Annotated in this window: 13 protein-coding genes; 7 read left to right on the plus strand and 6 right to left on the minus strand. The window is 40.2% G+C overall.

What is annotated here, in order from left to right:
- The first annotated feature begins 9 nt into the window (after positions 1-9).
- Positions 10-1,335 (plus strand): MATE family efflux transporter, encoded by a 1,326-nt coding sequence (locus AC3KZC_RS01595; RefSeq protein ID WP_490579583.1) that lies wholly within the window; start codon positions 10-12, stop codon positions 1,333-1,335.
- On the opposite strand, the gene AC3KZC_RS01600 is transcribed toward AC3KZC_RS01595, so the two are convergent.
- Both AC3KZC_RS01600 and nfuA read right to left on the minus strand, forming a co-directional pair.
- Complete coding sequence (locus AC3KZC_RS01600) at positions 1,289-1,567, minus strand: hypothetical protein (RefSeq protein WP_490579582.1); 279 nt, start codon at positions 1,565-1,567, stop codon at positions 1,289-1,291. The two genes, AC3KZC_RS01595 and AC3KZC_RS01600, sit on opposite strands and share 47 nt — an antisense overlap.
- 9 nt (positions 1,568-1,576) lie before the next feature.
- On the minus strand, positions 1,577-2,152 hold the full coding sequence (nfuA, locus tag AC3KZC_RS01605) for a Fe-S biogenesis protein NfuA (protein WP_490579581.1): 576 nt from the start codon (positions 2,150-2,152) through the stop codon (positions 1,577-1,579).
- A 139-nt stretch (positions 2,153-2,291) separates the two neighbouring features.
- On the opposite strand from nfuA, the gene AC3KZC_RS01610 reads away from it, so the two are divergent.
- Positions 2,292-4,847, plus strand: a complete 2,556-nt coding sequence (locus AC3KZC_RS01610; protein WP_490579580.1) for a M14 family metallopeptidase — start codon at positions 2,292-2,294, stop codon at positions 4,845-4,847.
- Between the two features lies 1 nt (position 4,848).
- On the opposite strand, the gene AC3KZC_RS01615 is transcribed toward AC3KZC_RS01610, so the two are convergent.
- Complete coding sequence (locus AC3KZC_RS01615; RefSeq protein ID WP_490579579.1) at positions 4,849-5,541, minus strand: ComF family protein; 693 nt, start codon at positions 5,539-5,541, stop codon at positions 4,849-4,851.
- Between the two features lie 94 nt (positions 5,542-5,635).
- Between AC3KZC_RS01615 and bioH the strand changes: the two genes are divergently transcribed.
- The 3 genes from bioH to AC3KZC_RS01630 all read left to right on the plus strand — a co-directional run bounded on the left by bioH (position 5,636) and on the right by AC3KZC_RS01630 (position 7,694).
- Positions 5,636-6,376 carry a pimeloyl-ACP methyl ester esterase BioH gene (gene bioH, locus AC3KZC_RS01620; RefSeq protein WP_490579578.1) on the plus strand — a complete coding sequence of 247 codons (741 nt, stop codon included), beginning with the start codon at positions 5,636-5,638 and terminating at the stop codon, positions 6,374-6,376.
- Between the two features lie 108 nt (positions 6,377-6,484).
- Entirely contained in the window at positions 6,485-6,772 is a 288-nt protein-coding gene (locus tag AC3KZC_RS01625; protein ID WP_490579577.1) for a hypothetical protein, read from the plus strand.
- Between the two features lies 1 nt (position 6,773).
- Positions 6,774-7,694, plus strand: a complete 921-nt coding sequence (locus tag AC3KZC_RS01630) for a putative metalloprotease CJM1_0395 family protein (RefSeq protein WP_490579576.1) — start codon at positions 6,774-6,776, stop codon at positions 7,692-7,694.
- 70 nt (positions 7,695-7,764) lie between these two features.
- On the opposite strand, the gene AC3KZC_RS01635 is transcribed toward AC3KZC_RS01630, so the two are convergent.
- Both AC3KZC_RS01635 and greB read right to left on the minus strand, forming a co-directional pair.
- Positions 7,765-10,083, minus strand: a complete 2,319-nt coding sequence (locus AC3KZC_RS01635) for a Tex family protein (protein WP_490579575.1) — start codon at positions 10,081-10,083, stop codon at positions 7,765-7,767.
- Positions 10,084-10,309: 226 nt separating this feature from the next.
- Positions 10,310-10,792, minus strand: a complete 483-nt coding sequence (gene greB / locus AC3KZC_RS01640) for a transcription elongation factor GreB (RefSeq protein WP_490579574.1) — start codon at positions 10,790-10,792, stop codon at positions 10,310-10,312.
- A 229-nt stretch (positions 10,793-11,021) separates the two neighbouring features.
- Between greB and ompR the strand changes: the two genes are divergently transcribed.
- A complete protein-coding gene (gene ompR / locus AC3KZC_RS01645; RefSeq protein WP_009840602.1) occupies positions 11,022-11,747 on the plus strand; it encodes an osmolarity response regulator transcription factor OmpR in 726 nt (241 codons plus the stop codon).
- Positions 11,748-11,822: 75 nt separating this feature from the next.
- The gene (envZ, locus tag AC3KZC_RS01650; RefSeq protein ID WP_490579573.1) at positions 11,823-13,124 is read left to right on the plus strand and encodes a two-component system sensor histidine kinase EnvZ; all 1,302 of its coding nucleotides are present in this window, start codon (positions 11,823-11,825) and stop codon (positions 13,122-13,124) included.
- A gap of 81 nt (positions 13,125-13,205) precedes the next feature.
- Here the strand turns inward: envZ and AC3KZC_RS01655 are convergent, their stop codons facing one another.
- Complete coding sequence (locus AC3KZC_RS01655) at positions 13,206-14,747, minus strand: phosphoenolpyruvate carboxykinase (RefSeq protein ID WP_490579572.1); 1,542 nt, start codon at positions 14,745-14,747, stop codon at positions 13,206-13,208.
- Positions 14,748-14,979: the final 232 nt, after the last annotated feature.

The following is a 14,979-nucleotide window of genomic DNA, read 5'->3' on the forward strand; positions in this document are numbered from 1 at the left end:
AATTATTACATGAAAAAAATGTTTAAAGTAAGTTGGCAGCATCATAAAAGCCTATTAATAATTGCATTGCCAATGATCTTATCAAACATTAGCACCCCACTGTTAGGATTAGTCGATACTGCTGTAATCGGGCATTTATCAGACAGCGTTTATTTGGCTGGAGTCGCTATTGGGTCAATGTTGATTAGTTTAATTTATTGGCTAGCAAGTTTTTTAAGAATGTCGACCACAGGTTTAGTTGCTGCAGCTTATGGCGCTGATGATCAAGCCAAACAAATGAAGTTTTTAAAGCAAGGGTTGGTTTTAGCTTTACTGCTAGGCCTCGCTTTGCTTGTTTTGAGCCCTGTTATTGGCTGGTTAGTTGGAAAGTATTTTTCAGGTAGTGAGCAGGCACTAGCTCATGCACAAGCTTATGTATCGATTCGGTTATACAGTGCACCTGCTGCACTGATGAATTTAGTATTGCTTGGCTATATGCTCGGAATGGGCAATGCTCGAGGGCCATTTTATTTAGTGTTGGTTACCAATGCACTGAATATTTTACTCGATTTGTTACTGGTCGTTTATTTAGACTGGCAAGTTGAAGGGGTTGCTTGGGCATCTTGTATTGCAGAATACCTCGCTTTTATATTTGGTTGTTACTGGGTTGCAAAAATAGCTAAACAGCATGGATATTCTTTGCGCTTGCTTTTAAGAAAAAAAATCGTGGGTTTTAAACCTTTGATGAGAGCTAACAGTGATATTTTTATTCGTTCACTATTTTTACAGCTTTGCTTTACCTTTATGACTTACTACGGCGGGATTTTAGGCGATACAGTGCTTGCAGCCAATGCAGTATTGCTTAATTTTTTGTTGCTTGTCAGTTTTGCAATTGATGGTATTGCGTATGCTACAGAGGCGAAGGTAGGGCAGGCTAAAGGTGCAAATACCATTGGATTACAACATGTTTGGGTTGGCTTAAGCTTGGTGTGGGGAGGTTTTTTTTCTCTCATATACTGCGTAATATTTTTTGTGTTTGGGGAGCAGGTCATACAACTGCTAACTGATATAGATACCGTGCGCAATATTGCTTATGAATATTTAGTTTGGCTTTATTTTTTGCCTGTTTTAGCGGTAGCAAGTTTTATTTTTGATGGTGTTTTTATTGGATTGATGAATACCCAAGCAATGCGAAATAGCATGATATTTTCGGCCGTTGTTGGATTTTTTGCGGTGTTTTTGATTTTAAAACCAATGGGAAATCATGCACTTTGGGCTGCTATGAGTTGTTTTATGTTGTTACGCGGAGCTAGTCTTGCTGTGATTTATTGGCGTCGATTTTATCGGGGTCATTAATTGAAATGACTTGAGCAAAGCGATTAGCAAACAGCCCAAGGTAGCCATAAATAGCAAAAAAAAGTGCCAGCGGTAAGATCAGTAAACCAGGAATTTGTAGTAGATGATGATAAAAGTAGCCTGAAATAATAAGTGCAGCAGAAACAGCAAACAACGCTAAACCGATTAAAAAGCGATTTAAACTAAGCTTGGGCGTACTGCCCAAGCGATAGATTATCTGTTTGAAATTCAAGTTAGGCGCTTAGTAGTATGAATGCTCACCGTGGTCGTGGTCAGTGATATCACGTACGCCAGTGATTTCATCAAACTTGGCAATCATTTCTTTTTCAATGCCGTCTTTCAAAGTGACATCAATCATCGAGCAGCCATTACAGCCACCACCAAATTGCAATACGGCAATACCATCTTTGGTAATTTCAACCAAGCTAACTTGGCCGCCATGATTTGCAAGTTGCGGATTTACTTCGGTATCAATCATGTGCTGTACACGTTCAGCTAAAGAGGCACCATCCGATAGCTTTTTAGCTTTGGCATTGGGTGCTTTTAAAGTGAGCTGAGAGCCCATTTTATCAGTTACAAAATCAATTTCTGCTTCTGTTAAAAAAGGGGCGCTTTCGGCATCTACTACAGCATTAAAACCAGTAAATTCAAGATGGATATCAGTTTCTTCAACGGCATCAGGTGGGCAATACGATACACCACACTCTGCTTTTGAAGTGCCTGGATTTACAACGAAAACACGGATGTTAGTCCCTTGAGCCTGATCGGCTAGGAGTTTTGCAAAATGACTTTGTGCTGTTTCAGAAATAGTAATCATAAGTGACGGTATAGTTGACTAAAATACTCGGGTATCATACTCCGCTCGTCTTATTCTCGCTAGTACTCACCGAAAAAAGTTGGTAATAAAAATCAGGGGTGTTAATTTTTAGTTATCTATTTATTATTTTTGGTTTTTTATGCGTTTCTTATTTTGGCTGGTGGTTAGCGTCTGTTGTTTAACCAATGTGAGTGTAGCAAAACCGTTAGATTTTTATTTTGATCCAGAGGTTCAATTTGACTCAAGCATCCCAACACCTGAAAGTGTGCTGGGGTATCAGGTGGGTCAATGGCATGTGCGTCCTGATCAAATAACACATTATATGACACTCTTAGCTGAAAAAAGTGACCGCATCAGTATTCAAACCATAGGTTACAGTCACGAACAGCGACCATTGTTGATGTTAACAATCAGTGCGCCTAATAAGCTTAAATCAATCAATACGATCCAGCAGCAACATTTAGCGCGCATTAATGGTGAAAGTTCTAAGGCAGACTCACCTGTTGTGATGTGGATGGGTTACAGTGTGCATGGCAATGAATCATCAGGGAGTAATGCGGCGTTATTGGTGGCTTATTATTTAGCTGCAGCACAAGGCGAAACAATTGACGCTCTACTCAACAATGCGGTTATTTTACTTGACCCATCGCTCAATCCTGATGGGTTAGCTCGTTTTGCACAATGGGCGAATATGCATAAAGGCACAGTACTCAATCCTGATCCAAATCATAAAGAGCATGATGAAAATTGGCCAAGTGGTCGCAGCAACCATTATTGGACAGATTTAAATCGAGATTGGCTATTGCTGCAGCACCCAGAATCGCGCGCGCGAATTGCACAATTTCATCAGTGGAAACCCAATGTGGTAACTGATTTTCATGAAATGGGATCGCACGGTACATTCTTTTTTCAACCAGGTATTCCTAGCCGAAAGCATCCTTTAACGCCGCAAGAAAACGTAACGCTGACGCAAGAAATAGCTCAGTTTCATGCTAAGGCATTTGATGCACAAAAATCCTTATATTTTACAGAAGAAAGCTTCGATGATTTTTATTATGGTAAAGGATCAACTTACCCTGATATTAATGGCGGTGTTGGTATTTTATTTGAGCAGGCCAGTAGCCGTGGGCACCAGCAAACAACAATAAACGGTTTGCTTGAGTTTCCTCAAACAATCAAAAATCAGCTTATTACCTCGTTATCTACTTTTGAAGCCGCCATTGCGAACAAAGATAAGTTACTTACTTACCAAAAAAGCTTTTATCAAAGCGCGATAAACGAGGCTCAAAACGATAAGTTTAATGGTTATATTGTGCATGAAGAGCATGATAAAACGAGGATGGCTGCATTTTTGGCCATTTTAAAGCAGCATCAAATTTTGGCATACCCACTTACAAAAGAGTTTAAAACCCAAAATGAGACCATTGACGCCAATAACAGTTATTACATTCCTTATGCCCAACCACAATATCGTTTAATTAAAGCGATTTTTAGTGAACAAAAATCTTTTGCAGATAATACATTTTATGATGTCTCAGGATGGACGCTAGCACATGCTTTTAATTTAGAATTCATTCAAGTTGATACTAAAAGAGGATTAAAATTTGATTCTAAACCTTGGCATGAGCAATCTTCTTCATCATCAATCTTAGTGGCAGACAAATATGCTTATGCATTTGAATGGCATGATTATTTAGCACCAAAATTACTTAATCAATTATTAAATCAAGGTGTTGAGGCGAGAGTTGCCCTTTCTGACTTTTCAGCGCTAACAAATGAAGGTGAGCGAGCATTTACAAAAGGAGCAATTGTGATTCCTGCCGGTGTTCAACAGCGCGAAGATTGGTTCGCTCGTTTAGTTCAGGTGAGTGCGAATTATGCGATTGATATTTTTGCAATTGAATCAGGATTAACGCCTAAGGGGATTGATTTGGGATCAAGACAGCTAGCGAAGTTAAACCCTGTAAAAGTACTTTTATTGGGTGGTGCAGGCACAAGCTCAACAGAAGTGGGTGAAGTGTGGTATTACCTTGATAGATTTGTAGGGCTTGCGCCAACCATAGTTGATCTAACTAAATTGGGCGGAATAAATTTTTCGGATTATAGCCATATTATTTTAGCTGACGGTCAATATAAGCAGGTAAGTGATAGTGTAAAAGTAGCACTAAGGCGTTGGGTCAAAGAAGGTGGGGTGATTTGGGGGCATAAAGGTGGCTCTAAGTTTTTAGTGGATAACCAATTATTAAATACACGCTATACCTCGAGTAAAGAAATGGCCGAAAACTTTAGTACTGAAGGCTTGCAATATCAAGATAAAGAAGCACTTGCTGGGCAGCAGCGCATAGCGGGTGCAATATTTAATACTCAGCTGGATTTATCGCATCCCTTGAGCTTTTCATTTCATCGCCCATCATTAGCCATGTTTAAAAATAGTACATTTTTACTTGAACCAATCAAGATGCCATTTGTAAATATTGCACAATATCAATCAGATCCATTACTTGCAGGTTTTGCGGATGAACGCAATGTTAGCCAAATTGCTGGTGGGCTAGCATTTGTTGCTCATAATTATGGTCAAGGCAGGGTGATAGCAATGACGGATAATCCTGTTTTTAGAGGGTATTGGTACGGAACCAGCCGATTATTAAGTAACGCATTGTTTTTTTCTCACGCTTTTAGCGCTAGCGCAGAGTAATTTACGAATTAAGGGGAGTAATGCACGTCACCCAAAGGCTGATGTGTTTTGCCCCAGCTTGTTTTAAACAAAGTGCCGCGGCGTTTGCTGTTGCACCTGTCGTGATCACATCATCAATTAACGCAATATGTAAGCCTTTGACTTCTTGGGTACAGCTAAATGCGGTTGCCACGTTTTGTTTTCTGCTTGCTGCGGTTAGTTTACTTTGGGGTTGGGTGGGTTTTTGTCGCACCAATAAATCTTCTCTTATTTTGTCTTGAACCAAAAAACGGTGCCATGTTTGGCTCACTTGGTTAAAGCCTCGTAACTTAAAGCGCTTGCTATGCAATGGTAAAATAATGATGACATCAGGCCAAATAAACTCAGGATGTAGAGTGAAAGCGGCAAAGCGTTGCCAAAGAAGCTGTTCAAGTGCGGTACTTAAATAAATTTTATTATGAAATTTAAGGTTGGTAAGCCAGTGTTTAAAAGGGGCTTCATACCAAGCTAATGCCCACAAATCATCAAAATGGGTCACTGGAAATAGCCTTGCAATATCAGGGCGATAGAGTAAGTTCGGGCTGATTGATGAGATTTCAATAAAGGGTAGGTCAGCAATACACAATGAACATAGTTGAGCACTGTTTTGAGAAATACGCTCTTGGCACATTAAGCACCGACTGGGAAATAACCAGTTAATCAGCGGTTGCCACATCTTCACTTTCCTTGCGCTTGCTCGCTGCGTTAAGATAAACCAAGTTAAAAATGATATATTTGAGCTTTTCAATCATGGTAAAGGTGAAGTAAAAATGCAAAAAAAATGTGTGCTGCTACATGGCTGGGGAATGAATAGTAATGTTTGGCAGCAGGTTTTACCTCAACTGAATCAAGAGATTAAAGATTATAGCTTTGAAGCGTTTGATCTTGCTGGTTTTGGGGAGAACCAGCAACTACCATCACCGTATTCGCTAGAAAATGTTGCTGCTGAAATAGCCGAAAAATTAACGGCAAACACGGTATTAGTCGGTTGGTCTTTAGGTGGTTTAATCGCTATTTACATCGCAAAACATTGGCCTGAAAAAGTGGCTAAAATTGTATTGGTGGCATCCACGCCTTTATTTAGTGAACAGCAAGATTGGCCTGGAATTAAAGTTAAAGTGTTAGAAAATTTCACTGAACAGTTGCAACAAAACCCAATTCGTACGGTTGAGCGATTTTTAAGTATTCAAGCCCTTGGAAGTGACTCTGCAAAAGATGACATTAAAGCGCTAAAAATAGCATTGTCACTTAGTCATCCAGCACATGAAATTGCATTAAAACAAGGTCTATCAATGTTGTTGAATGATGATTTGAGAGCTGATTTTGCGTCACTGAAACAGCCGGTTACTGGTATATTTGGTCGATTAGATGCGCTGGTGCCTGTGAAGGCTGAGTTACAAATGCAGATGCTAAACCCTCAATTTGAAACGGTGGTGATAGACAAGGCCTCTCACGCACCTTTTATTTCTCACAAAGTGGAGTTTGTAAGTGCTTTAAAAACGTTACTCTAAATTGTTAAACGTTTTTATGGGGTTAACTATTATTGCGTGAATAGCTTTATTTTGTTTCTTTTTTGAACGATAATATAAAGTAATTGCAAGTTCATGGGAGGGTTAAAAATGAATGTTAACTCAGCATTAAGCGCTGGAGTTCAAGGTTTTAATCAAGCAAGCAAAGGCGTTGAAAAAGCGGCTCTTGAAATTAATCGTGCAACGACAGAAAGCCAAACTAATGAGCAACAAAAATTACAGGCAACACCACCTGAATCGGCAACAACTCAGGCTCCTACGCGCGTAGATGAAGCCTTAGTTAATTTACGTGTCGAGCAATTTAACGCTCAAGCTAATACCCGTACTATCCAAACGGCGGACGAGGTGTTAGGGACACTTATTGATGTAAGAGTGTAACGTGAATATTGTAACGAGTTATCCGACCATAAATCTTAATACAGCTAATGTACATACAGAAGTTGCGCGCCGTGATAACCAAAATCGAGAGCTTATTCCTCAAGCCAAAGAACTCACAGCAATATCGCCAGAAGCTCGTTTATTATCTGACAATGAGAAAGCCAAAACCCCGGGTCAGTCTGTTATTGATAACCATGATGCGTTGCAATCAGAAGCAACAAAGGATGAAACTATCAATGCCAAAGAAGGGCAAGAGAATGAAAGTAACGAGAACTCGGCTTCAGAAGATGAGCTTTCTGATAATCAATTAGCCAAACAGGCAACTGAAGAAGAGTTAGAGCAAGCTGAGCTTGAGCAACTTAATCAGCTTAAATCTCGCGATCAAGAAGTAAGAGCCCATGAGCAAGCTCATGCATCTGTTGGTGGGAGTTTAGCGGGTTCGCCCAGCTACGAATATGAAAAAGGGCCTGATGGTAACCGTTATGCAATTGCTGGAGAGGTACCTATTGATGTATCTGAAGTACCAAATAACCCGCAGGCAACAATAGATAAAATGCAACAAGTGCAGGCTGCTGCACTTGCACCGGCAGAGCCTTCATCACAAGATCGCGCCATAGCGGCACAAGCTGCGCAAAAGTTAACTGAAGCAACAGCAGAGCTTTTACGTCAGCAAAATGCAGATCCTGATGAGGACGAAACATCATCCACGGATAAATCTGTAAACTCTGATGATCAAGCTACTGAATCTGAGCAAAGTACTAAGGTGGGTTCAACTGATAAGCAAGCTGAGTTTAAAAGTGCATTAGAGCAAGCTGCCAAACAACGATCTCCTGAAATTGAGCAGCGGGCAGAGCGCATTGCCAATCATTATTTTTCTGCTGCAGCGCCTTATCAACCCGCGCAATTTGTTCAAAACGTTTAGCTTGTTACTGACATAAAAAAACCGCAATGATTGCGGTTTTTTTATGGGTTGAACTTTATTCGCTAAATAATTACTTTTTACCTTTCGCTTTTGCAAACGCATCGGCAAATGCATTACCAAATGCAGCGTTCACAGGCTCTTTTTTAGCTTTTGCATGTTGCGCCACTTGTTTCGGTTGATGGCGTTTAGCTGTGTTGCCTTGTTCTGAATGAGTGTGCTGAATCTCGTCATTTAATCGCATTGTGAAGCTAATTCGATTGCGCGCAGCGTCCACTTCTACAACTTTTACTTTAACGATGTCGCCTGCTTTTACCACTTCGCGCGGATCTGAAATAAACTTATTCGTAATCGCTGAAATATGCACTAAACCATCTTGATGAACACCAACATCAACAAAGGCACCAAAGTTAGCCACATTGGAGACAACACCTTCTAAAATCATACCTGGTTTTAAATCAGATACTTTTTCAACGCCTTCTTTGAAGGTGGCGGTTTTAAATTCAGGGCGAGGATCTCGGCCAGGTTTATCTAATTCGCTAATGATATCTTTGACTGTCGGTAAACCAAAAGTCTCGCTTGTAAAATCAGCGGGGTTAAGAGCTTTTAATTGCTCACTATTACCAATTAAATCAGTAATTTCAATGGCGCTTTGTTTTGCCATTTGCTTCACAACTTCATACGCTTCAGGGTGTACGGCTGAACGATCTAGCGGATCTTTACCTTGGCTAATTCTTAAAAATCCAGCTGCTTGTTCAAAAGCTTTTGGCCCTAAACGCTCCACTTTTTTAAGTTCGATTCTGCTGGCAAAGATCCCGTGCTCATCACGATATTTTACTATGTTTTGTGCGAGGGTTTTGTTTAAGCCTGATACGCGAGTAAGCAATGGCACCGATGCCATGTTGACGTCAACACCAACAGCATTTACACAATCCTCAACCACAGCTACTAAGCTTTGGCCTAATTGACTTTGCGATACGTCGTGTTGATATTGGCCAACGCCAATTGATTTTGGTTCAATTTTAACGAGCTCTGCAAGAGGATCTTGTAAACGACGAGCAATTGAAACCGCACCTCTGATTGATACATCTAAATTTGGAAACTCATTTGCGGCAAATTCAGAAGCTGAGTAAACGGATGCGCCTGCTTCACTGACCACGATTTTACTCATTTTTAAGTCAGGTTCAGCTTTAATTAGTTCACCGGCTAGTTTGTCAGTTTCTCTTGAAGCGGTACCGTTACCAATCGCAATCAATTCAACTTTATGCTCACGACACATTTGGCTTAATGTACGTAGTGATTTTTCCCATAAATTTTGTGGCTGATGTGGGAAAATCGTATTGGTTGCAAGTAATTTTCCTGTTTTATCAACTAAAGCGACTTTTACTCCAGTGCGTAAACCAGGGTCCAGACCTAATGTTGTTTTAGCTCCAGCGGGTGCTGCCATGAGTAAGTCTTTCAGGTTTTTAGCGAAAACATCAATTGCGGCAGTTTCAGCTTTTTCACGCATACTGGCTAAAAACTCATTTTCAAGATGTAGAGCTAGTTTTACTTTCCAGGTCCATTGCACCACGGTTTGCAACCACGCACTGTTGGCATTATTGATAATATCTAGTTTAAAATGCTTCGCAATCATGCCACTACAGACATCGTGTGGGGTTTCAGATTGTGGGTCTGGATTAATATTCAGCTGAATAAATCCTTCGTTTCGCGCTCGTAACATAGCTAATGCTCGATGCGACGGTACTTTGCTTAGTAGCTCAGTATGATCAAAATAATCTTGATATTTAGCTGCTTCTTTTTCTTTTCCGGCAATTAATTTGCTTTCAATAAAACCATTTTGTTGCAAGTGCTGGCGAAGGGTCGCTAATAGTTTTGCGTCTTCTGCAAAACGTTCCATTAAAATAAATTTGGCACCTTCAAGTGCTGATTTTTCATCAGTAATTTTAGCTTCGATATTGACGTATTTAGCGGCTTCAACTTCTGGAACTAAGTGTGTATTGACTAATAACGCATTTGCTAAAGGCTCTAAACCTGCCTCGATTGCTATTTGCCCTTTAGTACGGCGTTTTGGTTTATACGGTAAATAAAGATCTTCTAGCTCTGTTTTACTCGCTGCATTTGTAATATCTAGAGAAAGAGAATCTGTTAACTTACCTTGATCTTTGATGGTAGTGAGAATAAATTCGCGGCGCTCATTTAATTCTCTTAAGTAACCAAGGCGCTGTTCAAGTAGGCGTAATTGTGTATCGTCTAAGCCGCCAGTCACCTCTTTACGGTAACGAGCAATAAAGGGCACTGTTGCGCCTTCGTCGAGTAATTTTGTAGCAGCAAGCACTTGCTGCGAAGATGCGTTAATTTCGAGAGCTAATTGCTGTGAGATATTGGTCATTAATAAACCTTTGTCAGTTTTCGCGAGTTATTTAATCCATTGGCGCTCAATTACAGCCAATGGATTATTACTTATGGGTCGATTGTCGCTATTGTATTAGCAGATGTCCAATTAAATCACCTGTTAGCGAGGATCTAAGCTAGTTTGCTCGCTATAAATGGACGGTGGTTTTTCTATCGTTTTAATAGTGTATGGAATATCGACGCACTTTTTATCGTATCAGTATTTAATTGTTTTTTTGATAAACAATCTTATTGATATACCAAATTTTTTCACCTTCAGGGGTTTTTACAATGACTTCATCATCGACTTCTTTTTTGATGAGCGCGCGTGCCATAGGCGAATCAACAGAAATATAATTTTTGCTATCACCATAAATTTCTTCAGGGCCAACAATACGTAAGTTTTTGATATCGCCATCATCATTTTCGATTTCAACCCAAGCACCAAAAAAGACTTTGCCTTCTTGTTCAGGAGAGTAATACACAATTTTTAGATCTGGCATTATTTTGCGTAGATACCTGACGCGACGATCAATTTGACGCAATAAACGCTTATTAAAAGTGTAATCAGCATTCTCTGAGCGATCGCCTAAGCTTGCAGCCCAAGTGACTATTTTAGTTACCTCAGGACGCTGTTCTTTCCAAAGGTAATCATGTTCTTGCTTGAGTTTGTTATAACCTTCAAACGTTATGAGCATCGTTTTCATATTTTTCTTCGTAAATTAAGGGTTATGAGGTTAAGCAATAGCAGGTGTTATTGGGCTATTTGCCGCATACTTCAACCTAAACCATGATTTTTTGTTTAATGTTCTTTTTATTTTGTACCCGTTATTGGTTGAAACGTTGTGTAACAAACTTGTGTATAAAAGCATTTCGTAATTTAACTATTTTCTTTTATATTAAAAGTAACTAATTGAATAAAGAATAATATCACTTATGACTATCGGACATGAAACCACTAAAATTTTAGTTGTAGACGATGATATGCGTTTGCGCAGTTTATTAGAGCGCTATTTAGTTGAGCAAGGCTACATTGTGCGTTCTGCTGCTAATTCTGAACAAATGGATCGATTATTAGAGCGCGAAAATTTTCATTTATTGGTACTCGATTTGATGTTGCCAGGTGAGGATGGGCTGTCTATTTGTCGCCGCCTCAGACAAAAAGAAAATGACATTCCCATTGTTATGCTGACAGCGAAAGGGGATGAAGTGGATAGGATTATAGGCTTAGAGCTAGGTGCCGATGATTATATTCCAAAGCCATTTAATCCAAGAGAGTTATTGGCTCGCATAAAGGCGATTTTACGCCGTCGTTCTAAAGATGTGCCTGGCGCGCCCACTGCTGAAGAGAATCAAATTACGTTTGGGCAGTTTACGTTAAACTTAGCTACGCGAGAAATGGCCAAAGGTGACGAGGTTATTTCGTTAACCAGTGGTGAATTTGCAGTACTCAAAGCTTTGGTAACACACCCAAGAGAGCCGTTGAGTCGTGATAAATTGATGAACTTAGCGCGTGGTCGAGATTACAGCGCACTCGAGCGCAGTATTGATGTGCAAGTATCACGTTTGCGTAGAATGGTTGAAGTTGACCCTGCTACCCCTCGTTATATTCAAACTGTCTGGGGTTTAGGTTATGTATTTGTGCCTGATGGTGACAAATAAACTTAACAAAGGCTTAGAATAAGGTGAACTTAGGTTCACCTTTTTTCTTTTTTACTTATTGAGAATTTATATTTCATGAGAATTTTCCCTCGAAGTGCGTTTGGTCAGACGGTATTTTTAGTTGGTGCACTCTTGTTGATCAATCAAATCGTTTCTTACATCTCGGTGACGTTTTATGTCGTAAAGCCAACAATCGAACAAGTTAACCTGATGCTCGCGAAACAAGTTAAAACGGTATTTATTGGTTATAACGATGGCATAAAAATGAGTGCTGAGATTTCTGATAAATTCTTTGATGCAACAGGTGTTGAGCTAATGAGTGAAAAACTGGCTCAAAAACGGGGTTTAGATATGGCGTCAGAATACCCGATGTTGTCGCGTATTATGTCAGAGCAATTAGGCGGAAAAGCGAGGGTGAGGATCAGTCAATCCGATACCTTAGTTTATTGGGTTGAGCCACCGCAAATGCCAGGGCATTGGGTTCGAGTACCTTTGATGGGATTTAAGGAAACGAATTTAGAGTTTTTGTCTTTTTATTTAGCTTGTATTGGCGTATTGAGTGTCTTGGGGGGATGGCTTTTTGCCACACACCTTAATCGGCCGCTTAAAGAATTACAGCAAGCGGCAATGAAGGTCGCGGCAGGGGATTTTTCATCTCATGTCAAAGAGCAAGGCTCGACCGAGGTCATTGAAGTAACAAAAGCGTTTAATCAAATGTCACGTAGTATTGCTGCCCTTGAAGAAGATAGGCGCTTATTAATGGCGGGAGTATCACATGATTTGCGTACGCCATTAACGCGCATCCGTTTAGCAACCGAAATGATGTCGGAAACAGATGACTATTTTCGAGAAGGTATTATCGCTGATATTGAGGATATGAATGCGATTATTGATCAATTCATCGAGTACTTAAGGCATCATAAAGTGGCTGATTTAGAACCTGAAGATTTGAATTCGTTGGTCGCTGAAGTGGTGAGTGCTGAACTTCAGCATCTGCGCATTATTACCACGGATTTTAATGAAGGGATCCCTAATGTACCCTTGAGTCATGTAGCAATTAAGCGAGTTGTAACTAATATGATTGAAAATGCCCTGCGTTATTCTGATGGTGATATCCATGTTGTTACTGGCATTGATAAAGCTAAAAAGTATGCTTATATCTCCGTGCTCGATCATGGCCCTGGTATCCCCGAAAATCAATTAGAGCGCCTATTTCAGCCATTCACACAAGGTGATTTAGCGCGTGGAAGTGAAGGCAGTGGCTTAGGGCTTGCAATCATCAAACGGATAATAGATATGCATAATGGCAAAGTTGAATTAAAGAATCGCTCTGAAGGTGGTCTAGAAGCTAAGGTGAGCTTTTTATTAAAACATTAGCCTGAAGCGACTTTAAATGTGAAATCAGAGTAACAAAAAAACCCGCTAAAAGCGGGTTTTTTATCGGGTTTTAAACGTAGATTACTGCGCTTTTGGACCCGCGTGTTTGATTGCATCAGATACATCGTATTGTGCAAAGTTAGCTGTAAATTCATTTGCTAATTTTTGTGCAAATTCAGCGTATTTTGCTTTATCAGCCCAAGTATTTACAGGGTTTAATAACTGGCTATCAACGCCTTCAACAGCAACGGGTACATTTAAGTTTAAGATGTCGATATGTTGCGTCTCAACATCGGTTAAGCTGCCAGATACAATCGCTTCAACGATAGCGCGTGTTGTTGGAATATCAAAACGCTTACCTGTGCCGTATGGGCCGCCTGTCCAACCTGTATTTACTAAATATACTTTTGCACCAAACTCACGTACACGCTTCATTAGAAGCTCAGCATATACACCTGCTGGACGTGGGAAGAATGGAGCACCAAAACAGGTTGAGAATGTTGATTCGATGTCAGAAGTTGAACCGATTTCTGTTGAACCTACTTTTGCAGTGTAACCACTTAAGAAATGGAATGCTGCCGCTTCTTCAGTCAAAATTGAAACCGGTGGTAATACGCCACTTACGTCACACGTTAAAAATACCACTGAACGAGGCTCGCCCGCGCGGTTTTCAACTTTACGTTTTTCAACGTGCTCAAGTGGGTAGGCAGCACGTGAATTTTGCGTTAAAGAAGTATCGTGGTAATCAGGTGTGCGGTTTTCGTCTAAAACAACGTTTTCTAAAATTGTACCAAAACGGATTGCATCCCAAATCACAGGCTCATTCTTTTGTGATAAGTCGATACATTTGGCATAACAACCGCCTTCTATGTTGAATACACTGCCAGGTGCCCAGCCGTGCTCGTCATCACCAATTAAGAAACGAGTTGGATCGGCAGAAAGCGTTGTTTTACCTGTGCCTGATAAACCGAAGAATAAAGCAGTATCGCCAGCTTCGCCCACATTAGCAGAGCAGTGCATTGGTAATACACCTTTAGCTGGAAGAAGGAAATTTTGCACAGAGAACATTGATTTTTTCATTTCGCCTGCATAACGCATACCCGCAAGTAGCACTTTACGCTCAGCAAAATTAATGACGACCACACCATCGCTGTTTGTACCATCGCGCTCTGGATCACATACAAATGAAGGCACGTTCATAACTTGCCATTGTGGTAAGTTTGAAACGTTGTATGTTGCAGGCTTAATAAACATGTTATTAGCAAACACATGGTGCCATGCTGTTTCAGTTGTAACAACGATTGGTAAATAGTGCTCAGGATCAGCACCGACTTCTAAGTGAGAGACGAAGTGGTCATTTTTTTGCACATGAGCTTCTACTTTGCTCCATAACGCATCAAATTTACCTGCATCAAAAGGTTGATTTACTTTACCCCATTGAATTTCATTTTGTGTGCTTGGCTCTTGCACAATAAAACGATCGCGCGGTGAACGACCAGTACGGTGACCAGTTTGTGCAACAAATGCACCATTTGCTGCTAAAGTACCTTCACCTTTGGCGATGGCGTGTTCAATTAATTCTGCAACTGTTAAATCAACAAAACGAGTAGCGCTTGAAGTCATGTGTATACCTAAAATGTGAGAGTTTGAACGGGTAACTCAATAAATCAATGAGCTTAAAAAGTCAGCTAAATAGTAACAGAACAAATGGGGATATACGACCGTTAAATCGGCTTTAAATGCTTATTTTAGTAGGTTTTTCTGTGGTTTTTTTCATGATACCGGTGTCATTTTTTTATTGTTAAAAATGACACCGGTATCATTTTTTGAGAATAAAAAACCGAGATTAACTCGG

It is taken from the genome of Pseudoalteromonas sp. J2K-J031 (genome assembly GCF_058197095.2).

Bases quoted from the DNA above. Each gene is read 5' to 3' on its own strand.
- AC3KZC_RS01595 (WP_490579583.1), top strand. From the start codon at position 10: ATGAAAAAAATGTTTAAAGTAAGTTGGCAGCATCATAAAAGCCTATTA.
- nfuA (WP_490579581.1), bottom strand. From the start codon at position 2,152: ATGATTACTATTTCTGAAACAGCACAAAGTCATTTTGCAAAACTCCTA.
- AC3KZC_RS01610 (WP_490579580.1), top strand. From the start codon at position 2,292: ATGCGTTTCTTATTTTGGCTGGTGGTTAGCGTCTGTTGTTTAACCAAT.
- AC3KZC_RS01615 (WP_490579579.1), bottom strand. From the start codon at position 5,541: ATGTGGCAACCGCTGATTAACTGGTTATTTCCCAGTCGGTGCTTAATG.
- bioH (WP_490579578.1), top strand. From the start codon at position 5,636: ATGCAAAAAAAATGTGTGCTGCTACATGGCTGGGGAATGAATAGTAAT.
- AC3KZC_RS01625 (WP_490579577.1), top strand. From the start codon at position 6,485: ATGAATGTTAACTCAGCATTAAGCGCTGGAGTTCAAGGTTTTAATCAA.
- AC3KZC_RS01635 (WP_490579575.1), bottom strand. From the start codon at position 10,083: ATGACCAATATCTCACAGCAATTAGCTCTCGAAATTAACGCATCTTCG.
- greB (WP_490579574.1), bottom strand. From the start codon at position 10,792: ATGAAAACGATGCTCATAACGTTTGAAGGTTATAACAAACTCAAGCAA.
- ompR (WP_009840602.1), top strand. From the start codon at position 11,022: ATGACTATCGGACATGAAACCACTAAAATTTTAGTTGTAGACGATGAT.
- envZ (WP_490579573.1), top strand. From the start codon at position 11,823: ATGAGAATTTTCCCTCGAAGTGCGTTTGGTCAGACGGTATTTTTAGTT.
- AC3KZC_RS01655 (WP_490579572.1), bottom strand. From the start codon at position 14,747: ATGACTTCAAGCGCTACTCGTTTTGTTGATTTAACAGTTGCAGAATTA.